Annotated in this window: 21 protein-coding genes and 1 pseudogene; 12 read left to right on the top strand and 10 right to left on the bottom strand. The window is 69.0% G+C overall.

The genetic code is table 11. The features are described from left to right. Positions 1-229 precede the first annotated feature (229 nt). From D3869_RS23505 to D3869_RS23540, 8 genes are all read left to right on the top strand, one after another. Positions 230-1,069 (top strand): IclR family transcriptional regulator, encoded by an 840-nt coding sequence (locus D3869_RS23505; protein WP_137142232.1) that lies wholly within the window; start codon positions 230-232, stop codon positions 1,067-1,069. Then, on the top strand, positions 1,033-2,025 hold the full coding sequence (locus tag D3869_RS23510; RefSeq protein ID WP_137142233.1) for a 2-dehydro-3-deoxygalactonokinase: 993 nt from the start codon (positions 1,033-1,035) through the stop codon (positions 2,023-2,025). The genes D3869_RS23505 and D3869_RS23510 overlap by 37 nt, the downstream gene beginning before the upstream one ends. Positions 2,026-2,030: 5 nt before the next feature. Beyond that, a complete protein-coding gene (locus D3869_RS23515) occupies positions 2,031-2,681 on the top strand; it encodes a 2-dehydro-3-deoxy-6-phosphogalactonate aldolase (protein WP_137142234.1) in 651 nt (216 codons plus the stop codon). A gap of 105 nt (positions 2,682-2,786) precedes the next feature. Next, on the top strand, positions 2,787-3,752 hold the full coding sequence (locus tag D3869_RS23520; protein ID WP_137142235.1) for a Bug family tripartite tricarboxylate transporter substrate binding protein: 966 nt from the start codon (positions 2,787-2,789) through the stop codon (positions 3,750-3,752). A gap of 77 nt (positions 3,753-3,829) precedes the next feature. Then, on the top strand, positions 3,830-4,342 hold the full coding sequence (locus D3869_RS23525) for a tripartite tricarboxylate transporter TctB family protein (RefSeq protein ID WP_137142236.1): 513 nt from the start codon (positions 3,830-3,832) through the stop codon (positions 4,340-4,342). A gap of 48 nt (positions 4,343-4,390) precedes the next feature. After that, on the top strand, positions 4,391-5,935 hold the full coding sequence (locus D3869_RS23530) for a tripartite tricarboxylate transporter permease (RefSeq protein WP_137142237.1): 1,545 nt from the start codon (positions 4,391-4,393) through the stop codon (positions 5,933-5,935). Then, entirely contained in the window at positions 5,932-6,858 is a 927-nt protein-coding gene (locus tag D3869_RS23535) for an SMP-30/gluconolactonase/LRE family protein (protein WP_137142238.1), read from the top strand. Before D3869_RS23530 ends, D3869_RS23535 begins: the two co-directional genes overlap by 4 nt. A gap of 38 nt (positions 6,859-6,896) precedes the next feature. Then, positions 6,897-7,673 (top strand): SDR family NAD(P)-dependent oxidoreductase, encoded by a 777-nt coding sequence (locus D3869_RS23540; RefSeq protein ID WP_137142239.1) that lies wholly within the window; start codon positions 6,897-6,899, stop codon positions 7,671-7,673. Positions 7,674-7,703: 30 nt separating this feature from the next. Here the strand turns inward: D3869_RS23540 and D3869_RS23545 are convergent, their stop codons facing one another. Beyond that, entirely contained in the window at positions 7,704-8,156 is a 453-nt protein-coding gene (locus D3869_RS23545) for a hypothetical protein (protein ID WP_137142240.1), read from the bottom strand. Then, positions 8,153-8,374, bottom strand: a complete 222-nt coding sequence (locus D3869_RS23550) for a hypothetical protein (protein WP_137142241.1) — start codon at positions 8,372-8,374, stop codon at positions 8,153-8,155. Before D3869_RS23550 ends, D3869_RS23545 begins: the two co-directional genes overlap by 4 nt. A 428-nt stretch (positions 8,375-8,802) precedes the next feature. On the opposite strand from D3869_RS23550, the gene D3869_RS23555 reads away from it, so the two are divergent. After that, a complete protein-coding gene (locus tag D3869_RS23555; protein ID WP_137142242.1) occupies positions 8,803-10,032 on the top strand; it encodes a sensor histidine kinase in 1,230 nt (409 codons plus the stop codon). 63 nt (positions 10,033-10,095) lie between these two features. On the opposite strand, the pseudogene D3869_RS23560 reads toward D3869_RS23555, so the two are convergent. The 5 genes and pseudogenes from D3869_RS23560 to D3869_RS23580 all read right to left on the bottom strand — a co-directional run. Next, positions 10,096-10,479, bottom strand: a pseudogene (locus tag D3869_RS23560) (response regulator); the annotation flags it as partial. Positions 10,480-10,522: 43 nt separating this feature from the next. Continuing rightward, positions 10,523-13,570 carry a hybrid sensor histidine kinase/response regulator gene (locus D3869_RS23565; protein ID WP_137142244.1) on the bottom strand — a complete coding sequence of 1,016 codons (3,048 nt, stop codon included), beginning with the start codon at positions 13,568-13,570 and terminating at the stop codon, positions 10,523-10,525. 13 nt (positions 13,571-13,583) lie between these two features. Further along, a complete protein-coding gene (locus D3869_RS23570) occupies positions 13,584-14,402 on the bottom strand; it encodes a substrate-binding periplasmic protein (RefSeq protein ID WP_247895998.1) in 819 nt (272 codons plus the stop codon). A gap of 7 nt (positions 14,403-14,409) precedes the next feature. Further along, entirely contained in the window at positions 14,410-15,186 is a 777-nt protein-coding gene (locus D3869_RS23575) for a substrate-binding periplasmic protein (RefSeq protein WP_137142245.1), read from the bottom strand. A 245-nt stretch (positions 15,187-15,431) separates the two neighbouring features. Further along, positions 15,432-16,826: a methyl-accepting chemotaxis protein gene (locus D3869_RS23580; RefSeq protein ID WP_349017900.1), complete on the bottom strand. Its 1,395-nt coding sequence runs from the start codon at positions 16,824-16,826 to the stop codon at positions 15,432-15,434. A gap of 508 nt (positions 16,827-17,334) precedes the next feature. Between D3869_RS23580 and D3869_RS23585 the strand changes: the two genes are divergently transcribed. Together D3869_RS23585 and D3869_RS23590 are read left to right on the top strand one after the other, a co-directional pair. Next, positions 17,335-17,793: a MarR family winged helix-turn-helix transcriptional regulator gene (locus D3869_RS23585; RefSeq protein ID WP_137142247.1), complete on the top strand. Its 459-nt coding sequence runs from the start codon at positions 17,335-17,337 to the stop codon at positions 17,791-17,793. Positions 17,794-17,826: 33 nt separating this feature from the next. Next, a complete protein-coding gene (locus tag D3869_RS23590) occupies positions 17,827-18,228 on the top strand; it encodes a DUF1398 domain-containing protein (RefSeq protein WP_137142248.1) in 402 nt (133 codons plus the stop codon). A gap of 22 nt (positions 18,229-18,250) precedes the next feature. Here the strand turns inward: D3869_RS23590 and D3869_RS23595 are convergent, their stop codons facing one another. Beyond that, complete coding sequence (locus tag D3869_RS23595) at positions 18,251-19,336, bottom strand: hypothetical protein (protein ID WP_247895999.1); 1,086 nt, start codon at positions 19,334-19,336, stop codon at positions 18,251-18,253. A gap of 397 nt (positions 19,337-19,733) precedes the next feature. Here D3869_RS23595 and D3869_RS23600 point away from each other — a divergent pair, with 397 nt between their 5' ends. Beyond that, positions 19,734-21,683 carry a methyl-accepting chemotaxis protein gene (locus tag D3869_RS23600; RefSeq protein WP_137142249.1) on the top strand — a complete coding sequence of 650 codons (1,950 nt, stop codon included), beginning with the start codon at positions 19,734-19,736 and terminating at the stop codon, positions 21,681-21,683. Between the two features lie 41 nt (positions 21,684-21,724). Here the strand turns inward: D3869_RS23600 and D3869_RS34010 are convergent, their stop codons facing one another. Continuing rightward, positions 21,725-22,876, bottom strand: coding sequence for a DUF2325 domain-containing protein (locus D3869_RS34010; protein ID WP_247896000.1), 1,152 nt, complete (start codon positions 22,874-22,876; stop codon positions 21,725-21,727). Between the two features lie 174 nt (positions 22,877-23,050). Continuing rightward, complete coding sequence (locus tag D3869_RS23610; protein WP_137142250.1) at positions 23,051-23,443, bottom strand: GreA/GreB family elongation factor; 393 nt, start codon at positions 23,441-23,443, stop codon at positions 23,051-23,053. Positions 23,444-23,463 lie beyond the last annotated feature (20 nt).

Raw genomic sequence — 23,463 nt, forward strand, 5'->3', positions numbered from 1 at the left:
GGCCTGTGTGGCCCGCACCATGCGCGGCCCCGGTCGCCTCAAGGGAACAGATGGGCAGGGGCGCCGCCCTGATCAAGACGACCGCCCGGACGGTGGGGCAAGGCTGTCTTGCGTCTAAAGTGTCCCACTATATGGACAGCAATTTATTTATTTGACACACTGTGTACGCCTTCATAAAGTGGTGGAAACTGATATGCCAGATATCAAACAAGAACGCGGGAGGGAGGACATGGCCGGCATCGGAGCAAATCCGCTCGATGCACAAGCGTCGCCGGAGAAGCCGCAGGCTTCCGGAACCCAGACGCTGATGCGCGGCCTCGCCCTCCTGGAATGCGTGGCGGCGGGCATCGGGGACGTGAAGGGCATCGCCGCCCGGCTGGGCACGCCGCGCAGCACCACGCACCGGATGCTCAACAGCCTGACCCAGGACGGCTATCTGCACCACGTCCCCTACAAGGGTTATCTGCTGGGGCCGAAGCTGATCGCGCTCGGCATGCGCGCGCTGGAGCAGCGCCCACTGGTCGCCATCGCCCGCCCGCACATCGAGGAACTGGCCCGCCAGACCGGCGACACCGTCCATCTCGGCGTCGTCGAAGGGGCGGAGGTCTTCTATCTCGACAAGATTCCGAACACGCGCGGGCTGGAGATGCGGTCGCGCATCGGCCTGCGCATGCCGCTGGCCTCCACGGGGCTGGGCAAGGCGCTTCTCCTCGGCCTGCCGCGCGAGCGCTGGTCCGAGCTGTACGACCACGCGCTCCGCCTGACCGCGGCGGCGCCGGAACGGCCCCCGCTGGCGCCCTGGCCGGAGTTCGAGTCCCGGCTGGCCGCCTATGTGGACCGCGGCTGGTCCTTCGACCTTGAAGAAAACGAAATCGGCATCCGCTGCGTCGGCGCGCCGATCCGTGACGTCCGCAATCAGGTGGTCGCCGCCATCAGCGTGGCGAGCGCCGTGCCGTACATGCCGGACGAACGGATGGAGGAGCTTGGGCCCGTGGTCCGGGCGGTCGCCGACGCGATTTCAAAGGATTTGGGATGGAAACGGGACGAAAGGGCGTCGGGGCATCGCTGATCGCCCTCGACTGGGGAACATCGAGTCTGCGCGGCTTCCTGATGGGCGGCGACGGGCGGGTGCTGGACCAGCGCGCCAACGCGCACGGCATCCAGAACCTGCCGATGCCGGGCGTCGCCGGCTTCGAGCAGGCCTTTGCCGACCTGTGCGGCGGCTGGATGGCCGCCCATCCCGGCCTGCCGGTGGTGGCCGGCGGCATGGTCGGCAGCGCCCAGGGCTGGCGTGAGGCCCCCTATGTCCGCTGCCCCGCCGACACGACCACCCTGGCCTCGCAGGCCGTGCCGGTGGAGAGCGCGTCGGGTTCCCGCATCCTGATCGCGCCGGGCGTCCTCTACGACCCGCCGAACGGCCCGCCGGACATCCTGCGCGGCGAGGAAATCCAGATCGCCGGCGTGCTGGCCGACCGTCCCGACTGGGGCCGCGACGCCTGCATGGTGCTGCCGGGCACCCATTCCAAATGGGTGGAGATCGTGGGCGGGCGCATGATCCGCTTCTCCTCCTACATGACCGGCGAGACCTTCGCCGTCCTGTGCAAGCATTCGATCCTCGGCCGGCTGATGCCGGCGGACGCCGCTCCGGCGGAGGCCGAATCCGACGCCGCCTTCGCCGAGGGCGTGCGGGCGGCGCAGGCCAGCGGGCCGGGCGACTTCACGCACCAGATCTTCGCCGCGCGCACGCTCGGCATCACCCGCCGCATGCCGGCGGAGCTTCTGAAGGATTACCTGTCCGGCCTGCTGATCGGGCACGAGCTGGTCTCCGGCCTCGGCCACATGCGCAACGAGCTGCATGAGGGTCGTCCGCTGCTGCTGATCGGCGAGGGCGCGCTCTGCCGCCGGTACGTGCGCGGCCTGGAACTGCTGGGCGTCGAGCCCACCGACCGGCTTGAGAACACCGCCCCGCGTGGGCTTTTCCAGTTTGCCGTTGCCGCCGGCCTGATCGCGCCGGCGGGGGAGTGACCATCATGTCCGATGAATCCCTGAAGGCCCGCTTCGACGCCGCCTTTTCCGCCCTGCCGCTGGTTGCCATCCTGCGCGGCCTGACCCCCGCGGAGGCGGAGGGCGTTGCGCAGACGCTCTACGACAGCGGCTTCCGCATGATCGAGGTGCCGCTGAACTCGCCCGATCCGTTCGACAGCATCGCCGCCGTCCGCCGGCTTCTGCCGCGCGACGCCCTGGTCGGCGCCGGCACGGTCCTGGCGGTGGAACAGGTGGCCCGCCTGAAGGACATCGGGGCCGATCTGGTCGTCATGCCGCACGCCGACACCGCGGTGATCCGCGCCGCCAAGGCCGCGGGCTTGGTCAGCCTGCCCGGAATCGCCACGCCGACGGAAGCTTTCGCAGCGCTGTCAGCCGGCGCCGACGCCCTGAAGATCTTTCCGGCGGAGCTGGTCGGCCCGCGCGTCATCAAGGCGATGCGCGCCATCCTGCCCGCCGGCACCCGCCTGCTGCCCGTGGGCGGCATCGCCCCGGACACCATGGCGCCCTTCCTGGACGCCGGCGTGGCCGGCTTCGGGCTGGGGTCCGCGCTGTATGCGCCGGGCCTGTCCGCCGCCGAGGTCGGCAAGCGGGCGGACGCCTTCGTCGCCGCGTGGCGGCGCCTCAACCCGCGCTGACCGGACCCACGGCACCAGCGCACCAAGCCGCGGCCGGTCGCAGAACGCGCCGCGGACCTTTTCCTCCCCCTCCTCATCACAAGCAAAGTTCCAGGGAGAACGCTCATGAAGGGCTATCGTTTCCTCACCGGCGCCGTCGTCGGCGCGCTGACCTCCGCCACGATGATGGTCGCCGTGCAGGCCGCCGAGTACCCGACCAAGGCGATCGAGCTGATCGTTCCGTACGCGGCCGGCGGCGGCACCGATCTGGTGGCCCGCGCCTACGCGGACGCCGTGAACCGCCACCTGCCGCAGTCGGTCGGCGTGGTGAACAAGACCGGCGGCGGCGGTGCCGTCGGCCTGTCGGAGATCATGGCCGCCCGTCCGGACGGCTACCGCATCGGCATGGGCACCGTGGAGATCACCACCCTGCCGAACCTCGGCGTCGCCCGCTTCACGGCCGATGATTTCACCCCGATCGCCCGCCTGAACGCGGAGCCGAGCGCCATCACGGTCAACGCCAACGCACCGTGGAAGACCATCGAGGAGTTCCTGGCCTACGCCAAGGAGAACCCGGGCAAGGTCCGCATCGGCAACTCCGGCACCGGCGCCATCTGGCACCTCGCCGCCGAGGCCCTGGCGACCAAGTCGGGCCTGAAGTTCAGCCACATCCCGTACGATGGCGCCAACCCGGCGGTCACCGCGCTTCTCGGCAACCACATCGAGGCCGTCAGCGTCAGCCCGGCCGAGGTTTCCAGCCACATCGCCGCCGGCACGCTGCGCATCCTGGCCGTGATGGACGATCAGCGTTCCAAGGCGTTCCCGGATGCCCCGACGCTGAAGGAGAAGGGCATCGACGTGACGGTCGCCACTTGGCGCGGCATCGTCGTTCCGAAGAAGACTCCGGCGAACGTCGTCGAGACGCTGCGCGCCGCCTCCAAGAAGGCGGTCGAGGAGCAGGGCTTCCGCGACCAGCTGACCAAGATGAACCTCAGCTACGCCTATCTCGATGGCCCGGAGTACAAGGTGGCCATGGAGAGGGACGCCGAGATGTTCAAGACGCTGATGAAGCAGATCGGCCTCGCCAAGTAAGCCGAAACACGTAAGCCGCATCCCCGGCGTGTCCCCGGCGGCCTTCGGGCCGCCGGGCGTCCGAAGGAGATTCAATCATGAGCAACGCTCCCGCTCCGGGCGGCAAGGCTGGCCTGCGCCCGCAGGACCGCCTCGCCACGCTGGTCATTGCCGTCCTCGTCATGGCGGTCGCTGTGGCCGCCATCATCGTCGCGGGGGACTTCCCGCCGACCATGCTGGAAACCGATGTCGGCCCCGCCCGTTTCCCGATCATCTTCGCCGGGGCCCTTCTGGTGCTCTGCGCGATCCTGGTCTTCAACACGCTACGGGCGCCCGCCGCTCCCCCGGATGACCTGCCGCAGGCTGGGCCGAAGGCTAGCTACGGCACGGTCGCCATCGGCATCGTCGCGACCGCCGCCTGCCTCTACGCCATGGAGTTCGTTGGTTACGCCATTGCGACTCCCATCTACCTGTTCGGCCTGATGTGGCTGATGGGACGGCGCAACCTGATCGCGAACGCCGCCATCGCCGCCGTGCTGACCGCGCTCATCTACGCCGCCTTCGCCGTGGCGCTCAGCGTGCCGCTTCCGGTCGGGAGCCTTTTCGAATGACCCGAACCGATCTGACCGGCCGCAACGCTCCGCTGACGGAGGGGTGAGATGTACGAACTCAACATGCTTCTTCACGGCGCGCAGGCGCTGTTCAACCAGCCCATGGCGCTGCTGCTCGCCCTGTTCGGCGTGACGCTGGGCATCATCATCGGCGCGTTGCCCGGCCTGACGGCGACGATGGGCGTGGCCATCCTGCTGCCCTTCACCTTCGGCATGGACCCGCTGTCGGGCCTGCTGATGATCTCCGGCGTCTTCTTCGGCGGTATTTACGGCGGTTCGGTCACAGCCATCCTGCTGAAGATTCCCGGCACCCCCGCCGCCGCGGCGACCGCCATCGACGGGTTCGAGCTGACCAAGAAGGGGCAGGCCGGCATCGCGCTGGGCACCGCCACCTTCTCGTCCTTCCTGGGCGGCACGGCCAGCGTCTTCGTGCTGATCTTCCTGGCCCCGGTGCTGGCCCGCTTCGCTCTGGAATTCAGCGCGTCGGAGTCCTTCGCGCTGGCCGTCTTCGGCTTGTCGATCATCGCCAGCATTTCCGGCGTGTCGGTCATCAAGGGCCTGATCGCTGGCTTCCTCGGTCTGCTGCTGGCGACCGTCGGGCTCGACCCGATGGGCGGATTCCCGCGCTACACCGGCGGCTACACCGAGTTGTTCAACGTGCCCTTCATCCCGGTGATGATCGGCCTGTTCGCCGCCGCCGAAGCCTTCAAGTCGCTGGAGGACCCGCAGGTCCGCGCCGGCATGGCCGCGGCGCTGGACCGCATCATCCCGCCCTGGCACATGTTCCGCCGCCAGTTGGGCAACATCGCGCGCTCCTCGGGATTGGGCATCGTCATCGGCATGATCCCCGGCGCCGGCGCCGACATCGCCGCCTTCGTCGCCTACAACGAGGCCAAGCGCTTCAGCAAGACGCCGGAAAATTACGGCAAGGGCGAGCTGGGCGCCGTCGCTGCCTGCGAATCCGGCGCCAACGGCTGCACGGGCGGCGCGCTGCTGACCATGCTGACGCTGGGCATCCCCGGCGACGCGGTGACCGCGGTGATGCTGGGCGCCCTGACGCTCCAGGGGCTGCAGCCCGGCCCGCTGCTGTTCAAGGACCACGCCGATCTGGTCTTCACGCTGTTCGCCGGCATGCTGGTCTGCTACGTCTTCATGCTGGTGGTCGGCCTCGGCTCACTGCGCTTCATGGGGCGCATCCTGCAGATGCCGAAGTCGGTGCTGACCCCGGCCATCCTGGCGCTGTGCATCGTCGGCACCTACGCCATCAACAACAGCATGTTCGACATCTGGATCATGCTGGCCGCCGGCGTCGTCGGCTACTTCATGCAGAAGTGGGATTTCCCAGCCTCGCCCGTCGTGCTCGCCCTGATCATGGGGCCGATGGCGGAGGCGAACTTCCGCCGCGCGCTGTCGCTGTCCAACGGCAGCTATGACTTCCTCTACACTCGCCCGATCACCGCAACCCTGCTGGTCATCGCGATCCTGACGCTGATGCTCCCGCTGCTGCGCCGGCTGTGGGCGGAGCGCTCGGCCGGCGGCCCGTCGACGATCAACCCGGCCGCTGGAAGCAGCCGCATGGGGACCCCGGAATGACCGCCCATGGAGTTGCCGTGACGAGCGTTGGCCTGGAAGCCGTCTTCGATCCCGACCTGCGCAACGGCACCGGCGAGAACCCGGTCTGGGACGCCAAGCGGGGCTCGTGGACCTGGATCGACATCCCGGCGCGGACCATCCACCGGCTCGACCCCTCCAGCGGCGCCCACCGCCGCTGGACCCTGCCGGAGATGATCGGCAGCCTCGTCCTGCGTCCGGACGGCGGCGTGGTCTGCGCCTGCGAGACCGGAGTCTTCGACGTCGATCTGCCGGGCGAGGGCGGGGAGGCGGTGGTCACCGCCCTCGCCACCCACCGCTTCCCCAAGGAGGGCATGCGCTTCAACGACGGGCGCTGCGACCGGCAGGGGCGGTTCTGGCTGTCCAGCATGGTCATGGACATCAGCAAGGGCGACGCCTCCGGCCTGTGGCACCGCTTCACGCGGGCCGACGGGCTGACGGAAACCGGAACCGGCGGCTACATCATCCCCAACGGCTCCGCCTTCAGCCCGGACGGGCGGACCCTCTACGCGTCCGACAGCCACCGCGACGTGCGGATGGTCTGGGCCTGGGACTATGACACGGACACCGGCACCGCGGCCAACCGCCGCCCCTTCGTCGACATGCGGGCGATGGTCGGGCGCCCCGACGGCGCCGCGGTGGACGTCGACGGCTGCTATTGGATCTGCTGCCTGGACGAGGGCTGCATCAAGCGCTTCACCCCGGGCGGCGTGTTGGACCGGCGGATCGATGTGCCGATGCGCAAGCCGACCATGTGCGCCTTCGGCGGGCCGGACCTGAGGACGATGTTCGTCACCTCGCTCAGCCGCGGGCCGGCGGACCTCGCCGAGGACCCGCACGGCGGGCGCGTCCTGATGTTCGATCCCGGCGCCCAGGGCCTGCCGGAACCCCGCTTGGCCGATTGAGCCGGGCCAAAACGACACCAAGACACGAGAGGCTAGGAATGTTTGACGATCTGAAGGGCAAGCGCGTTCTGATCACCGGCTCCACGCAGGGCATCGGCCTCGCGGCGGTGGAGGCGTTCGCCCGCGCCGGCGCCAAGGTCGCCATGAACGGCCGCCGCGTTCCGGCGGACCTGGAGGCCACGCTGGCCCGTCTGAACGGGCTGGGCGGCGAGGTCGTCTTCCTCCAGGCCGACGTGTCGGACAGCGCGGCGTGCGGCACGCTGGTCGAAGCCTTCGTGGAGCGCTTCGGCGGCATCGACGTGCTCATCAACAACGCGGGCGGTCTGGTCGCGCGCAAGCCGCTGCCCGAGATCGACGACGCCTTCTTCGACGCGGTGACCGACCTGAACTCCCGCTCCGCGCTGATGGTGACCAAGCACGCGCTGCCGCACCTGAAAGCCGCTGCGGCGAAGAGCGGCACCACCTCCTCGGTGATCTCGGTCGGCTCGGTCGCCGGCTACACCGGCGGCGGTCCGGGTGCGGGCCTGTACGGCGCGGCCAAGGCGTGGCTGCACAACATCCAGAAGAACTGGGTGGCCTTCCACACAAAGGACGGCATCCGCTTCAACATGGTGTCGCCGGGCACTTTCGACACGGCCTTCCATGCCGACAAGGATGAGGACACCAAGGCCCGCATCGGCTCCGGTTTCCCGATGGGCCGCTTCGGCCGTCCGGAAGAGTGCGCCCCGACCTTCCTGTTCTTCGCGTCGCACGCCTGCAGCGGCTACATCACCGGGCAGGTTCTCGACGTCAATGGCGGCCAGTATATGCCGTAACGATTGGTCGTCCCGGCCGCGTCCGCTTGGTCAGAGCGGGCGCGGCGGGATCGCGGCGGTGAAAGCGGCCGTCTTGAAAGCCGCCGTCTTGGCGGCGATGGCCGGCAGGGTGGGGAAGGGCGCGCCGTCCTCGCACCGCAGCTGCCGGGCCACCGCGTGCAGGGTGCCGTGATGGCGGCGGCAGAGGATGCCGTCGGCGTCGCGGTCGTAGAGCCGGACGAACTGGACGGGCGCCGCCCCGTCCTCCGCATGGACCTCCACCTCCACCAGATGGGTGCAGAAGGAGCAGGCGGTCAGCGGGTCCGTCGACTCAAAGGCCACGCCGGCCTCCAGGCAGCGCCGCGCGAAGGCCTCCAGAAGCACCGACGCGCTGTCCACCGCGTCCAGCCCGCGCAGGGCGCGCACGACATCGCGCATGTGGCCGACCTCCGGCAGGATCAGCCCGGCGGCGGAATGGCGGTCGTGGATCACCAGCTTCATCATGATGCGCAGGCCGTCTCGAACAGGGTGGGGCAGTGGTTGGCCGTGCCGTTCGCGGCGGTATAGCCGGGCCGGCTCGACCAGACCCTCTGGCGGATGCGGATCTGCGTCCGGCAGTCCGCCGAGCAGTAGAGCGGGGCGGGGCCGCGGCCGGAGGCGCGGGCGAACGGACGCCCGCAGCAGGCGCAATGCAGCGTCGGCGTGGACGTGGACTGGATCATTCGGGGGTATGTCGGCGTCGGCATGGCTGGATTCACGAGGCATTTCCAAAGTTGGACGGACTATACGAGCGGTCTGTGACAGTTTGACGGGTGAGGGCGGGCTACCACTTTTTCGCGTCCCGACCGCCGTTCGCGGACACGGAAACGCCCGTGGGCGCCGGCCGGTTCCCCCGGTACGGCGTGGCGTCTGTTAAATTCGGCCGATGCGTAAAATGCAGTTGATCTTTATCCAGAAAAAGAATCGAAAAGAGAGTGTCGCGGTCGAATGCCGCCGATAAATTGTCTTTGATGATAAAAAATCGCGTTGTAAGGTCCCCTTTGGCGGGTAAGGGTGTTTCTGCGGGCCGGTGACGCGCTGGTTGTGGCCGGCGCCCCTGAGCGGGGCCGTGCCGGATCGTCCCTTGCCACCGCAGGAGGAAGGGGCGGATATGGGAGCACCGACGAAGGCGACGATTCTCATCGTGGATGACACCGCCGACAACCTGTCGCTGCTGAGCAGCCACCTGAAATCCATTTATACGGTCAAGACCGTGAACAACGGGGATGCCGCGCTGCGCATCGCCTTCTCCGACCATCCGCCGGATCTGATCCTGCTCGACGTCATGATGCCGAGCATGGACGGGTACGAGGTGTGCCGCCGCCTGAAGGCCGATCCGCGGACCAGCGACGTTCCGGTGATCTTCCTCACCGCCCGCACCTCTGTGGAGGACGAGAAGTTCGGCCTGGACCTTGGTGCCGTCGATTACATCAGCAAACCGATCAGCCCCCCCATCGTCCTGGCGCGGGTGAAGAACCACCTGTCATTGAAGGCCACCGCCGACTCGCTGCGGGCCACCGTGGAGGAGGTGCGCGCTGCGCACAACCGGTTGGAGGAAACCCAGCAGCACCTGATCCAGACCGAGAAGATGGCGGCCTTGGGCCTGCTGGTGTCGGGAGTCGCGCATGAGATCAACACGCCGATCGGCGTGGCCCTGACCGCGGTGTCCCATCTGTCCGGGCTGGTCGAATCGCTGGCCTCGCAGTTCCAGGGCGGGGCGATCCGCAAGTCCGACCTTGCCCGCTTCCTGGAGAACGCGCGGGAAGGGGCGCTGCTGGTGACCACCAACATCGTGCGCACCGCCAACCTGATCCAGAGCTTCAAGCAGGTGGTGGCGGACCGCGCCGGATCGGAGCGGCGGGTGTTCGATCTCAAGGACTATCTGTCCGACGCGCTGTTCGGGCTGGACCCGCATCTGCGCGAGGCCGGGCACAGCCTGACCGTGTCCTGCCCCGCCGGCCTGACCATCGACAGCCATCCCGGCCCGCTGTCGGAGGTGCTGTCCATCCTGATCCGCAACGCCGTCGCCCACGCCTTCCGGCCCGGTCAGAGCGGGCGCGTCACCCTGTCGGTCACGCCGCGCGAGGAGGACTGGGTCGAACTGCGCCTGTCCGACGACGGCAAGGGGATCGAACCGGAGCATCTGCCCAAGCTGTTCGACCCCTTCTTCACCACCCGCCGTGGCATCGAGTTTCCGGGGTTGGGGCTCTACATCGCCTTCAACCTCGTCCATCAGGTGCTTCAGGGAACCATCGAGGTGGAAAGCCCGTCCGGCGGCGGGGCCAGCTTCGTCGTCCGCATGCCGCGGCGCGTGTCCGCCCTCGCCGAAGCGCCGGCCTGAAACCGGCTTTCCGCGGCGCCGCCGGCGTGGGGACCGCGGTCAGGGCACGGGAACGCGCTCGGCGACCCGCTGCAGCACCATCGGAGGATCGACCGGCTTGGTGATGTAATCCACCGCCCCCATGGCGAAGCCGCGCTCCCGGTCGGCCTCGTCGGTCCGGCCCGTCAGGAAGATCACCGGGATGGTCCGGGTTCCCGGCGCGTCCTTCAAGGCGGCGCAGACCTCGTAGCCGTCCATGTCCGGCATCACCACGTCGAGCAGGATCAGGTCCGGCGCCGGGATCGCGGCGGCGATCTCCAGCGCCTTGCGCCCGTTGTTGGCGACCTTCACCCGGTAGCTGTCCTTCAAAAGGCCGCTCAGCAGCTTCAGGTTGTCCGGCGTGTCGTCCACGATGAGGATGGTGGGCTTCGACGCGGCAGGAACCGGTGCGGGCGATGCTATGTCCATGGAAACGTTCCGAATTGGGGGAAGCGGCAAGGCCGATGTCCGTTCAGGCCTGGGCGGTCGCGCCGCGGTCGGCCAGCGCCGCGTCCAGAGTGGCGGCGGCGTCGTCGAAGTCGAAATTGCGGATCTGATCGGCGATGGTGTCGAAGCGGTCGGGGAAGGCGGCGCGCAGCAGGCCCGCGTTGGCCGTCAGGGCCTCCTCCGCGTCGGGGTCGCTGTCGAGCAGAAGCTGGCGGAGCCGGTCGCAGAGGGCGTGGAGTTCGTCGGCATCCACCGCGGCGGGCCGGGCCGCGGCTCTGGACGCCCTGGCGTCGCCCGCCGACTCCAGCGCCGCGTCCAGATGGGCGAGAAGGGCGCCCAGCGGCGGCTCCAGCGCGTCCAGCCGCTCGTCGATCTCCGCGCGCGGCCGGGCGTCGCGGATGGCCGTTTCCAGGCGTTCGGCGGCGTCCTGGACGGGGTGGGCGCCGATGTTGCCGGCGGTGCCCTTCAGCGTGTGGGCGTAACGCTCCGCCGCGGCGATGTCGCCCCCGTCCAGCGCCGCCCGGATGGCGATCGTCACCCCGCGCTGCCCGGCGGTGAACTTGCGCAGCAGGTCGAGGTAGAGGCGCTTCTTGCCCAGCACCCGCGACAGCCCGGTGGCGGTGTCGAGCCCGGGAACGGCGGCGGGCAGGTCGCCCTGGTCCTCCACCGCCGGTGCGGGGAGGGGAGCCGGCGCCTCGGCGCCCAGCCCCGGCCGGGGGGTGATCCAGGCCAGCAGGGTGGCCCACAGCGCATCCGGGTCGATGGGTTTGGCCAGATAATCGTTCATGCCGGCGTCCAGGCAACGCTCGCGGTCGGCTTGCATGGCGTTGGCGGTCATCGCGACGATGGGCAGACCGGCGAAGCCAAGCCGGCGCATCTCCAGGGTCGCGGCGACGCCGTCCATGATCGGCATCTGCATGTCCATCAACACGAGGTCGTAGTGGGCCGCCTGCACCATGTCGACGGCGATGGCGCCGTTCTCCGCGACCTCCACCACCAGCCCGGCGTCGCCCAGCAGTTCGCAGGCCACCTGCTGGTTCAGGTCGTTGTCCTCGGCCAGCAGGATGCGGGCGCCGCGCAGGTGCGACAGGTCGGCGGTGGACGCGGCGGCCGTCTCCGAAGGGGCGTCCGCGGTCTGCTCGTCCGCCCCCAGAACCCGCATGATCCCGTCGAACAGGGCGGATGGGTTGACGGGCTTGAACAACACCTCCTCGATGGCCGTGCTCTCCGCGCCCTTCAGCACCTCTTCCCGGCCGTAGGAGGTGACCATGATGTGGTGGGGGGCGTGATCCAGCTCCAGGGCGGCGAGGCCGGCGGAGGTCTCCAGCCCGTCCATGCCCGGCATCTGCCAGTCCAGCAGAACGACGCGGAAGGGCCGGCCCTCGCGCGCCGCGCGCCGGGCCGCCTGGATGGCGGCGGGGCCGGAATCCACCGCCTCGGCGGTGAAGGACATGGCCGCCAGCATGTCGGTCAACACGACGCGGGCGTTCTCGTTGTCGTCCACCACCAGACAGCGCAGGCCGCGCAGATCGGGCCGCGGCAGCAGAAGGCGGCGTGGCTTGTCGCGGCCCAGCCGCGCGGTGAACCAGAAGCAGGAGCCGCGGCCCGGCGCGCTGTCCACCCCGACCGAGCCGCCCATCAGCTCGGCCAGCCGCTTGGAGATCGCCAGCCCCAGCCCGGTGCCGCCGTATTTGCGGGTTGTCGAGGCATCGGCCTGCTGGAAGCTCTGGAAAAGCTGGCTTTTCTGCTCGTCGCTCAGGCCGATTCCGGTGTCGCGCACCTCGAAGCGGACCAGCAGCTCGCTCCCGACCTCCTCCTCCAGCCGGACGATGATGGCGATCTCCCCGCGCTCGGTGAACTTGACCGCGTTGTTGGCGTAGTTGACCAGAATCTGTCCGATGCGCAGCGGATCGCCGATCAGGTCGCTGGGCACGTTCTGGGCGACGTCGAAGATCAGCTCCAGTCCCTTGACCGCGGCCTTCTCCGCGATCAGGTCGGCCAGGGTGCCCAGCACCTTGTCCAGATGGAAGCCGGTGCGCTCGACGCTCAGCTTCCCCGCCTCGATCTTGGAGAAGTCCAGGATGTCGTTGATGATGCCCAGCAGATGCTGGCCGGACTGGCTGATCTTGAGGACGTAATCGCGCTGGCGCGGCGTCAGGTCGGTCTTGAGCGCCAGATGCGACAGGCCGATCACCGCGTTCATCGGGGTGCGGATCTCGTGGCTCATGTTGGCGAGGAAGCTGGCCTTCGCCTGGGACGCCGCCTCGGCCCGGTCGCGGGTCAGGCGCAGCTCCTCGGCCTGGGTGCCCAGCCGGACGACGGCGTCCAGGATGCTGTCCAGCTCTTGCGTGCGGGCGCCGGGAAGCCGGATGTCGCGCTCGCCCTCGCCGATGCGGCGCAGGCCGTCGGCCGCGAACAGCAGCGGCCGCACCACATGACGGCGGATCAGCAGCCCCGCGGCGATGAAGATCGCCAGCACCGCGACGAAGGCGAACTGGATGACCTGCGACACCAGGCGGGTGCGCTCCTGGATCTGGCCCAGCCGGCCCGCCGTCAGTTCGGTCACGTCCACCAGCAGCCGGTCGCCGACCGCGTTCAACTCCACCAGGGTCTGCGCCCATGCCTCGCCCAGGCGCTCCTCCTCGGCGGTCGGAGCGGCGTCGCCGGCGGGGCCGCCCTCCGCCCGCCGCGCCTTTGCGGAGGAGACCTGCCGGATCACCGCGTAGGCGTCCGTCACCTGCCGCTTCAGCGAGGGATCGAACTGGAAGGTCGGGTGGAAGGCCAAGGCCTGGGCGGCCAGCAGGGCCTCGCGGCGGCGGCGGGGATCGTCGGCGGAAAGGACGATCGCCCCCGACTGCTTCAGCCGCTCCAGATTCACCACGGCGCGCTGGCGTTCCAGGATCAGCGGCACCATGCGGTCCTGGCTGTCGGCGGCCAGCCGCTCCATCTTGCCCTGTTCGGCGACAATGCCGAGGAAGAGCAGGCCGATCAGCGCCAGCAGGATCGCGCCGCCGGTCAAAATCGCCGGCTGCAGCCGTACGCGGGGATGCCTGCGGTCGCGGGCGGGCGTCATGGCCGGTTCCGGATCAGTAGATGTCGAAGGGGAAGTAATTGCGGTTGATCCGCTGATAGGTGCCATCGTTGCGCAAGGCCGTCAGCGCCCGGTCCACCGACTCCTTCAGCGCGTGCCGGCCGGGCGGGAAGATGATGTGCACGCTCCCGCCCAGCCCATTCTCCGACATCGGGGTGCCGATGGTCTCGAAGCCGTCCCCGGAGTCGGACAGCAGGAAATGCACCACGTTCAGCGTCGGGCCGATGGCCATGTCACTTTGGCCGCTCCGCATGGCTTCCCACAGGTCGTCAAGCGTGGAGACGGGAATCACGTTGGCGTGCAGCGCCGGATCGGCGTCCGCCAGACGGAGCAGGGCGGCGTGCTGCCGCGAACCGCGGATGGCGGCGATGCGCCGGCTGCGGACGGCGTCCTCCAGGCCCAGTTCGGGCATGCCCCGCCGCCCGACCAGGCTGGTGCTCGATCGCCAATAGGGAATCGAGAACAAAAGCCGCTGCTCGCGGTCCGGCGTGCGCAGGACGTTGCCGAAGCCGATGTCGTAGCGGCCCGCGGCGACGTCGTCGATGATCTGCTTGAAGGGGGCGGCGTCGAAGCTGCACACCATGTCCAGCGACCGGCAGAGCTCGCGCCCGAAGTCGATGTTGAAGCCGACCAGCAGCCCGTCGGCGTCGCGGTCGCTGAAGGGCGGCGAATGGTCGATGACCACGATGCGCAGGAACGGCTTGCCGGCCGGCGGCGCGTCGGCCCGCGCGGTCTGGGCCAGCGCGAGTCCGGCGAACAGGACCGCGATGATCGGGAGGACCTGTGCGGTGGGGAAGCGCATGGGGAAACCCATCGGGGCCTCAGTACATCCGGAAGGGCAGGAAGCGGGAGCTGATGGCGTCGTATCGCCCGTCCGCGAGGATGGCGCGCAGGGCCATGTTGACGCGGTCGCGCAGTTCCTCGCGCCCCAGCGGCAGGGCGATGGCGGATTCGCCGCCGAGCCCGCTCTCGGTCAGTGGGTCGCCCACCACCTCCAGCGCCTCCCCCTCCGCGCTGGTCAGCAGATGGACGGTGACGGCGGTCGGGGCCAGCGCCAGATCGACCCGCCCATCGATGACGGCGCGCAGCGCCTCCGCCTGGTCGTCGTAGATCACGATCGTGCAGCCGGTGTTCTTCGCGGTCAGGTAATCGAATTGCTTCGATCCACGGGTGACCGAGACGCGCTTGCCCGCCAGATCCGGCGCCACACCCAACGCCCATTCGCCGGCCCGCCCGATGTAGCTGGAGCTGGACCGCTTGTGGCGGTCGGTGAAGAGGTATTTCTTCATCCGCTCCGGAGTCTTCAGAATGCTGGCGACCGCGAAATCGGCGGCGTTGCGGTCCAGCAGGTCCAGCACCTCCGGGAACTGCAGGGCGGTGATCTCACAGTGGATGCCCATGGTGTCGCACAGCGCGCGGGCGATCTCCACCTCGAAGCCGGTCAGCTTGCCCTGCTCGTCGACCATCGCATAGGGCGCCATCTTCCAGGTCAGCACCCGGTAGACCTCGTCCGCATGGGCGGAGGCCGCCGCCGGAAGACAAAGCAGGACGGCAATCCACAAGGTCGCGACGGTGCGAAACGGCATCAGGCGGTGCATGGATTGCCTCGGCAAAGCGGAAAGATGGAGCGCAGCGCCGCAGGCACGGAGCGCCCCGATTGAATTTCAGCGCTTTCGCCGGACAGTTTTCCGGCTGAAACGAGACAATACCATCAAAAAAGGAACGGTCAAGCCCGTAATTAAACTCATAAGTTGTTTCACATTTGGAACATATCGCGACACTGGCAACGGGTGGATTTGCCGTCGCCGGTGTCACGTCTGGCTTTTGTTCGCCCCGGCGATCATCAGGCGGCCAGGGTGCGCGACAGCGCCTTGACCTTGCCGGTCGATTCCGCGGCCTCTTCGGTGGCGCGGGCAATGCCGGCCATGTTGCCGCTGATGGTCGTGATGGCGTCGGCGGTGAGCTGCATGTGAGCCGAGATGTCGCGGACGACGGCGCTCTGCTCTTCGGTGGCGGACGCGATGGCGGCGGAGATGCCGTTCAGCTTGCGGATCGTCCCGCCGATCGAGGTGATGGCGCGGGCGGCGGAATCGGTGGCTCCCTGGACCTGCGCGATCTGCGAGGTGATCTGCTCCGTCGCCTTGGCCGCCTGGGTCGCCAGGGCCTTGACCTCGGACGCGACCACCGCGAAGCCCTTGCCGTTCTCCCCGGCCCGAGCGGCCTCGATGGTCGCGTTCAGCGCCAGGAGGTTCGTCTGGTTGGCGATGTCCGAGATCATCTTGACCACCATGCCGATCCGCTTGGCGGCCTCCACCAGCTCCTCGACGGTCGCGCCGATCCGTTCGGCCTCGCCGACCGCTTCGTTCGAGATGACCGAGGCGGTGGCGGTCTGCTGGCTGATCTCGTTCACGGACGCGACGAGCTCCTCGGCGCCGGCGGCGACGGATTGCACGGTGTGACTGGTTTGGGCGGCGGCGGTCGCGGCGGCGGCGGCCTGCCGGTTGGCATCGGCGATGGCTTGGCTGATGTGGCCGAGGTCGCCATCCACCGTGCGCCCGACACCGGCGCGGTTCAGCCGCTCCTTCACCCGTTCCGTGATGTCGGTGGCGAACTTGACGACCTTGACCAGACGGCCTCGCGGGTCGAAGACAGGGTTGTAGCTGGCCTGGATCCAGACGTCCCCGCCATCCTTGCGCAACCGCCGGAACTCGGTCGTCTGATGCTCGCCGCGACGGAGCGCGTCCCAGAACCGGTGGTAGCCGTCGCTGTTGCGCTCCTCCGGCGCCACGAAAATGGCGTGATGCCGGCCGGTGATCTCGTCGAGCCGATAGCCCATGGTGGCGAGGAAGTTGGCGTTCGCCGTCAGAACATTGCCGTCGATGTCGAATTCGATGACCGCCTGCGATTTGTTGACCGCTGCGATCTGCCCCTCCTGGTCGGCGGACCGGCGTTTGCCGGCGGTGATATCCATCGCATAGACCACGATCTTGACGGTGCGCCCCCCAGGGTCGCGGATCGGCGTGAAGATCGCCTGGAGCCACGTCTCCCGCTCCCCCTTGCCGAGCAGCAGGCATTCCCCGGACCACGGTTCGCCACGCCGCAACGCGTCCCAGAGGCCCTGCGGGGTGCCGTTTTCCTCGCCTTGCAGGGAAAGAACCGCTGACCATTGCCGGCTTTTGATCGCGTCCAGGCCGCAGCCGAGCGCTGCAAGGAATTTTTTGTTTGCGGAAAGAACCATTCCATCCAGCGAAAGTTCGACGATGGCCTGCGCGGCATCCAGCGCCGCGAACTTGGCTGCTTCTTCCGCGCGCTTCGCTGAGGGGATTTTGAACATGGCATCACCAGAGGAATGTGGAAATGGCCGTCGGAACGTATCCGAGATTGATTTAGATGCCACTAATCATGGATTTCAAATTAATTTGTCACATGCTGCCCCTTCAAATGGTCATAGTCTCATCGTTTAGCAATTTTGTAATATATGACAACGATGGGTGTGAGAGGTTCAGGCTATTCTTGAATGACTTGATTCGGGTTTGATTAATTTTTGGAGCGCCTCTGGAACGGAAATTACGGAGATAACCTCTGATTCGTGCTCGCGGAGCCTGCGAACTCTATGCCGCGCCATCCTCTCTGCCCGAAAGGTCTTGACATCGGATTGTTTCATCGTGACGACAAGCCGTCGCGTCAGACGGTTGACAAGGAAACCATTGCCATATAGTTTCCTAGGAAACTCACTGGAGGGCCGCTTGGTCGAATCGAGCTTGAGTCCCCTCGACGCGCATCTTGGCTACTGGCTGCGCTTCGTGTCGAACCATGTCTCCCAGGCTTTCGCCGCGAAGCTGGCGGGGCGGGGGGTGACCGTCGCCGAATGGGTCGTCCTGCGCGACCTTCACGACCGCGACGGCGTGGCGCCCAGCCTGCTGGCCGACCGGCTGGGCATGACGCGGGGAGCGATCTCGAAACTGGCCGACCGCCTCGCCGCCAAGGGGCTGCTGACCCAGACCGCCGACCCGGACGACCGGCGTTACCAGACGCTGGCTCTCACCCCGGAAGGCCAGGCGCTGGTGCCGGACCTGTCCACCCTGGCCGACCGCAACGACGCCGAGTTCTTCGGGCACTTGGACCCCGCCGAGCGGAGGCGGATCGAGGACGCATTGAAGGGGATCGTCCGCCGGATGGGGCTGCGCTCCGTTCCCATCGATTGACCGCGACGCTCGCGCTCGCACGGAGAAGACGTCATGGACGCCAAAATCACGGCCATCCTGCAGGAGTGCAGCCGCGCGTCGGACGAGGAGCGCACCACCTTCCCCGAGGTCGTCGCGGCGCTGGCCGTCGCGGGGGTGGAGCGCTACCACACCGATCTCGTGCGCGCGGAGACAACCTATTACTTCCCGGACGGCACGACGGAGCGGGTGGCGATCCGGCCCTCCCCCCTGCCGCCGGCCATGGACTTCTCGGCGGAGGGCGTGGAATCCGCCGTCCGCGCCATCCAGGCCGGAACGCTCCGCTACGGCGGCTTTTGCGAACGGGTGCTGCGGGCCGGCTGCGCCGGCTGGACGGTCAGCCTCCTGGGTCGGCGGGTCGTCTATTACGGCCGCGGCGGCGACAGCCACACCGAGTGGTTCCCCGGCGCGCGCTGACTCCGCCCGGCCGCTCCGGCCCTCACCAGCCCAGGCGGCGGGACAGCACGGGGCCGAGGTCGCCGCGCCACTCCTTCAACTCGGCCTCCGCCCGCTCGACGGCGCGCTGGTCGCGGTAGCGCTTGAGCGCGCGGTTCGCGTCGCCGCGCGCCTCCATGGCGGCCAGCCGCTTCGCCACCTCCGGCTCCGACGCGACGGCCTGCCGCCAGCGCTCCAGCCGCACCTCCGCCACCGCGTCCACGATGGGTTGCAGCGCCGGCATGCGGCCCAGCTTCTTCACGCCGGGCGCCAGCCGGGCGGCGGCGGCGGCGGCGGCTTCCTTGGGGATGCGGGGGAAGGCCCGTTGCACCGCCTTGGTCAGCGCGTCCTTGATGTCGTCGCCGCGCTGCTTGGCCTCGGCGCCCCGGCTCAGCCGCGTGGCGGCGCGCGCCTGTTTCTTGGCGTGCCACGACAGGATGCCGTCGGCGATCTCCCGCGCGTCGGCGTCGAGCCAGACGACGCTCTCCGCCCCATCGGCGAGCAGGGCCTTCGCCGCGTCGGGAAGTTCCGGGTCGTCCGCGGAGGCCGCCCCGGCGAGACCCAGCGCCTTCAGCGACCGCAGCGAGCGCGCCCGCCCCTCGTCGCCGGCCAGCAGAACCGGCTCCGCCAGCGTCCCGCCGTCCAACAAACTGTGCAGAAGCTCCAGGTCGCCATGCGTCCAGCGGCGGGCGGCGGTCAGCCGTTCCACCCGCAGGCGCAGCAGATCGCGCACCGCCGGCCGGGGGGAGGCCGGACCGCAGCGTTCCACACGCCACACCCCGCCCTCGAACCGCGCGACAACCCATTGCGCGCCGTTCTCGACGGGCTGGTCGGTGGAGAAGGCGCCGTCCAGATTCCATCGGTCGCTGGCTCGCAGACAGCCCTCCGGCGGTGCCAGCCACGGCGTTCCCGGCTTGGAATAGAAGCTGGGGGCCACCGGGCTGCGCAGGACGAAGCGCCAGCCCGCGACCTCCGCGGCGATGCTGTCGGGCATGGCGGCCGGGCGGGGTGAGTCACCCAGCTTCAGAAGAGGTTCGGGGGCATTCTGGCTGGGCTGAGAGGCTTCGGACGACGGGTGTTCAGACGGCATGACGGCTCCTTCCGGCGGCACTGTAGCACAGGGCGGAACGCCGCCCCGCAACTTTAGCCGTGCGCCAGCCTGCCATTTTCAAACAACGTGCGGAAATTTTCCAAAAGCAAATCCACAATGCCTGTCACCAAATCCACAATTTTTCTCGGATCACGTTCCAGATCAGGTGCCTTCCAGCCCTTTGACCAAAGTCAAGGAATGGCGCCGGTCGCTGTATTTGAGTCGGTCAATGTTTTCCGTTCCCGAAGGCTCTGTCATGCGGTTACTCTCCATCAAAGTCATTCTGCCGGTGATTGTCGGTGGGCTCGCCCTGCTCGGAATTTTCATGGCGGGAGAAGCTGCGTTCGTGGCCCTTCGCGGCGTCGAAGCGGCGTCGGCTTACCGGAAAGTCAATCAGGTGGCTGGTGGATTGGTCGCCGCCGCCGGAGATCTCGCCCTTGAGCGGGGAGCCACCAACGGGGCGCTGAACGGCGAGGGCGCGCTGAACCTTGAACGGCGCGCCCGGCTCCAACAGCGCCGCGATGCCGCCGACGCTGCGTTGCGCACCGCGCTGGACACGCTTCCCGCCATTCCTGACATGGTCCCGCACGGTCCGCGCCTGGGCGAGGTGGAGGCGTCGTTGGCCTCCTTACGGGACCATCGGCGCGGGGTGGACGAGGCGTTGGCCCGCGACGCCGGTGAGCGGTCCCCGAAGGTGGTGTCGGGCTTCAGCGACACGATCACCGCGCACATCGAGCGGGTCGGCGCCCTGCGCCTGCTGCTGGAGGCGGTCGCTCCGCCACCGAGGACGGCGACGCTCCAGCTCGTCCAACTGCGCGGCCACGCGGCCGACATGGCCGAACACGCCGGGCGCGAGCGCGGGCTGTTCAACGCGCTCATCGCCGGCCGCCGGCCGGTTGCTCCCGGACAGGCCGAGGCCCTGGCGAAATCCCGCGGCCGTCTGGAGCAGGCCTGGGACGGCATCCGCGCGCTGCGCACCCGGCCGGACCTCGCGCCCGAACTGGCGCGGGCCATCGATGGGGTCGAGGCGGCTTACGTCGAGGGATTCGCCGACACCCGGCGGGCGGTGCTGGCGGGTGGCGTGGATGGCCGTTACCCATTGTCCTCCGACGATTGGATGGGCCGGGCGACCGCAGCCATTGATTCCATCCTCGCGTTGGCCGGCACGGCGGGCACCGCCATCGATGCGGCGGTCGCGGAGTCCGCGGATGAGGCGCGATCCGACCTGCTCGTCAGCCTCGCCGTCTTCACGCTCAGCCTGATTCTGGGCGTCGGGGGCTCGCTGCTGGTGATCCGCCGGATCGTTCGCCCGCTGTCGGCGATGACCGGAGCCATGCGGCAACTGGCTGACGGCGATCTGGCGGTGGCCGTTCCCGGCACCGGACGCCGCGACGAGATCGGCGCCATGGCGCAGGCGGTCCGGGTCTTCCAGGAGCACGCCGCCGCGCGTGAGCGGCTGGAGGCCGAGCAGCGGCGCGACCAGGAAACGCGCGAGCGGCGGGCGGCCGCTCTGGACCGGCTGACCCGCGGCTTCGAAGCCAAGGTGAGCGGGCTGGTCGGGACCCTGTCCTCCGCCGCGACGGAGATGGAGGCGACCGCCGGCTCCATGTCCGCGGCGGCCCAGCAGACCGACCAGCAATCCTTCGCCGTGGCCGCCGCGTCGGAACAGGCCTCCACGAACGTGCAGACCGTGGCGGCGGCGACCGAACAGCTCACCGCCTCCATCCGGGAGATCGGCGACCGCGCCGCCCAGTCGCAGGCTATCACGACGCGGGCCGTCGCGGACGCCCGCCGGACGGACGAGACGGTGCGGCTGATGGCCGGCTGCGCCCAGCGAATCGGCGAGGTGGTCGGGCTGATCCAGGCGATCTCCAGCCAGACCAACCTGCTGGCGCTCAACGCCACCATCGAGGCCGCCCGCGCCGGCGACGCCGGCAAGGGCTTCGCCGTCGTGGCGCACGAGGTGAAGGCGCTGGCGAGCCAGACCGCCCAGGCGACTGACGACATCGCGGCGCAGATCGTCCAAGTGCAGACCGTCACGCGCGACGCCGTCTCGGCGATCCAGGCCATCGCCACGGTGATCGGCGAGGTGAACGAGATCGCCACGGCCATCGCCACCGCGGTGGAGGAGCAGGGCGCCGCCACCCGGGAAATCACCCGCAACGTCCAGCAGGCGGCCGTCGGAACGCAGGAGGTCGCGACCAACATCGCCGGCGTTCAGCAGGCGGCCAACGACACCGGGGCGGCGGCGACCCAGGTGCTGAGCGCGGCGCAGGACCTGTCGCAGCAGGCGGAGCGGCTGACCGGCGAGGTCGGTGACTTCCTCGCCGGGGTCCGCGGCGCCTGATCACGCCGGCGCCCGGGCCGTGCCCAAAGCCTGGGCGGTACTCAGTGGTGGGCGGATTCCTCCCCGGCGCCGTCCTGCCCGAAGCTGTGCAGGATGCGGGCGAAGCTGGTCGCTCCGGCGCTGCGCATGGGAACGAAGGGCTTGCCCATGCGGCGGCACAGCCCCTTCACCCGCAGGCAGGCGTCGTGGCTGACGCAATCGACGGGGCAGACCACCACGTCGGCGCGTTCCACCAGCCCTTCCAGGCAGCGGGTCGTCTGCTCGAACCCGCCGTCATGGTGCAGCAGGCAGCCGTTGCGCGTCTCCACCGCCGCCCGCAGGTGAGGCAGGCTTTTGGTCCGCCCGCCCACATAGAGGATGGCCCGCCCGCCGAGGTCGGTCGGGGCGTTCGTCTCGGCGGCGGCGGTGCGGCGGAGCTGCGCGGCCGGCGGGTCGAGCAGGCGCCGCAGCCGTTCCACTTCCGCCTCGGCGTGGCGGGCGCGCATGCGCTCGCTGGCGACGCGGCGGTGCAGGGCGTCCATGGTGCGCAGCAGACGCGCCTGGCCCGGCGCCCGGACCGACTGGGCTTTCGAGACGTTGGGCGTTTCCGGAACCGCGGGCGCGGCCCGCTGGGCGGTGAGCTGCGCCTCCAGTTCCCGGATGCGGGCGTCCTTCTCGGCGACGCGTTCGGCGGCGGCGCGTTCCTGCTTGGCCAGCCGGGCGGTCAACTCGTCGCAGCGCCGGGCCAGATCGCGGTTCTCCCGCAATTGGCGCCGGTTCTCGCCACCCATGATGTGCGAGAGCATGTGCACGTCGGCGAAGGCGCGCACCCGGACCGCGTCGGGCATGGCGCCGTGGCTCAGCACGCCCCAGTAGGCGGCGGCGACGTCGCCCGAGGCCACCGCGGCGGTCCACAGCGCCATCCAGCCCTCTTCGGTCGTTTCGCGGGCGAAGCGCTTCACCGCGACGGCGAAGGTCTCGTCCAGCCGCTTGTGCATCAAGCGGGCTTCCGGCCCGTCCTCAGCGGCCTTCTCCACGAAGTAGCGGTGGATGTCGTAGGGGCGGGCGTCCGCCGTGGGGACCAGCTTCAGCCGCCGGCACAGCCACGCCACGTCCTCGGACGACAGGCAGGTGCCCACGATGGAGCAATGGTACTCCGTGGGAATCGTCCACAGCTTCCGGCGCTTGGCCTGTCCCAGTACGCAGGATGGCACGGTCTTCCGACAACGCTCACACATCGTCTCCGCCCCCGATCGGCTTCGGCTGTTGAATCGCGGGTTCCGTCCGGAGCCAAGCGGGGCCGTGGAGCGGAACATGCTCCACTAATAGTGCGAATCATTCGCATTTGCAAATGAAGAGCGAAGCGGGTTCGGTCAGGAACGGACGGCTCAGGGCGGGAGAACGCGCTCGATCATCAGCCGGCGCGCGGTGCCGTCCGCATCGCTGTACGGCATGTGGGCGCCTTCCCGAAGACCGAGCAAGGCCACACCCAGTGGGGACGCGACGGTGATCTGTTCCTCCTTGGGCGCTTGGTCCGGGTAGACCAGTTCCGCCCATTCGGGCGGCATGCCGTCGTCGCGGCGGAACAGCACCCGGCTGCCCATGCGCACGATCGTCCGGGGGAGGTCGCCTTCCGGGCGGACGATCGCCCGCTCCAACTCCCGCGACAGGAACGCCGAGACCTCCGGGGCCTGCACGGCCAGCCGGTCCATCGCCCGCAGCAGGCGGCCGTACTCCATGCGTCCGATCCAGATCAGCGGCCGGTCGGTTCCCTCGGTCATCGATGCGTCCTCGATCCTGC

This window comes from Azospirillum brasilense (assembly GCF_005222205.1).
Lineage (GTDB): Bacteria > Pseudomonadota > Alphaproteobacteria > Azospirillales > Azospirillaceae > Azospirillum > Azospirillum brasilense_G.

What these genes read in the sequence shown, in the direction of transcription:
- D3869_RS23505 (WP_137142232.1), top strand. Translation starts at nt 230, where the DNA reads ATGGCCGGCATCGGAGCAAATCCGCTCGATGCACAAGCGTCGCCGGAG.
- D3869_RS23510 (WP_137142233.1), top strand. Translation starts at nt 1,033, where the DNA reads ATGGAAACGGGACGAAAGGGCGTCGGGGCATCGCTGATCGCCCTCGAC.
- D3869_RS23515 (WP_137142234.1), top strand. Translation starts at nt 2,031, where the DNA reads ATGTCCGATGAATCCCTGAAGGCCCGCTTCGACGCCGCCTTTTCCGCC.
- D3869_RS23520 (WP_137142235.1), top strand. Translation starts at nt 2,787, where the DNA reads ATGAAGGGCTATCGTTTCCTCACCGGCGCCGTCGTCGGCGCGCTGACC.
- D3869_RS23525 (WP_137142236.1), top strand. Translation starts at nt 3,830, where the DNA reads ATGAGCAACGCTCCCGCTCCGGGCGGCAAGGCTGGCCTGCGCCCGCAG.
- D3869_RS23530 (WP_137142237.1), top strand. Translation starts at nt 4,391, where the DNA reads ATGTACGAACTCAACATGCTTCTTCACGGCGCGCAGGCGCTGTTCAAC.
- D3869_RS23535 (WP_137142238.1), top strand. Translation starts at nt 5,932, where the DNA reads ATGACCGCCCATGGAGTTGCCGTGACGAGCGTTGGCCTGGAAGCCGTC.
- D3869_RS23540 (WP_137142239.1), top strand. Translation starts at nt 6,897, where the DNA reads ATGTTTGACGATCTGAAGGGCAAGCGCGTTCTGATCACCGGCTCCACG.
- D3869_RS23545 (WP_137142240.1), bottom strand. Translation starts at nt 8,156, where the DNA reads ATGATGAAGCTGGTGATCCACGACCGCCATTCCGCCGCCGGGCTGATC.
- D3869_RS23550 (WP_137142241.1), bottom strand. Translation starts at nt 8,374, where the DNA reads ATGATCCAGTCCACGTCCACGCCGACGCTGCATTGCGCCTGCTGCGGG.
- D3869_RS23555 (WP_137142242.1), top strand. Translation starts at nt 8,803, where the DNA reads ATGGGAGCACCGACGAAGGCGACGATTCTCATCGTGGATGACACCGCC.
- D3869_RS23565 (WP_137142244.1), bottom strand. Translation starts at nt 13,570, where the DNA reads ATGACGCCCGCCCGCGACCGCAGGCATCCCCGCGTACGGCTGCAGCCG.
- D3869_RS23570 (WP_247895998.1), bottom strand. Translation starts at nt 14,402, where the DNA reads ATGGGTTTCCCCATGCGCTTCCCCACCGCACAGGTCCTCCCGATCATC.
- D3869_RS23575 (WP_137142245.1), bottom strand. Translation starts at nt 15,186, where the DNA reads ATGCACCGCCTGATGCCGTTTCGCACCGTCGCGACCTTGTGGATTGCC.
- D3869_RS23580 (WP_349017900.1), bottom strand. Translation starts at nt 16,826, where the DNA reads ATGGTTCTTTCCGCAAACAAAAAATTCCTTGCAGCGCTCGGCTGCGGC.
- D3869_RS23590 (WP_137142248.1), top strand. Translation starts at nt 17,827, where the DNA reads ATGGACGCCAAAATCACGGCCATCCTGCAGGAGTGCAGCCGCGCGTCG.
- D3869_RS23595 (WP_247895999.1), bottom strand. Translation starts at nt 19,336, where the DNA reads ATGCCGTCTGAACACCCGTCGTCCGAAGCCTCTCAGCCCAGCCAGAAT.
- D3869_RS23610 (WP_137142250.1), bottom strand. Translation starts at nt 23,443, where the DNA reads ATGACCGAGGGAACCGACCGGCCGCTGATCTGGATCGGACGCATGGAG.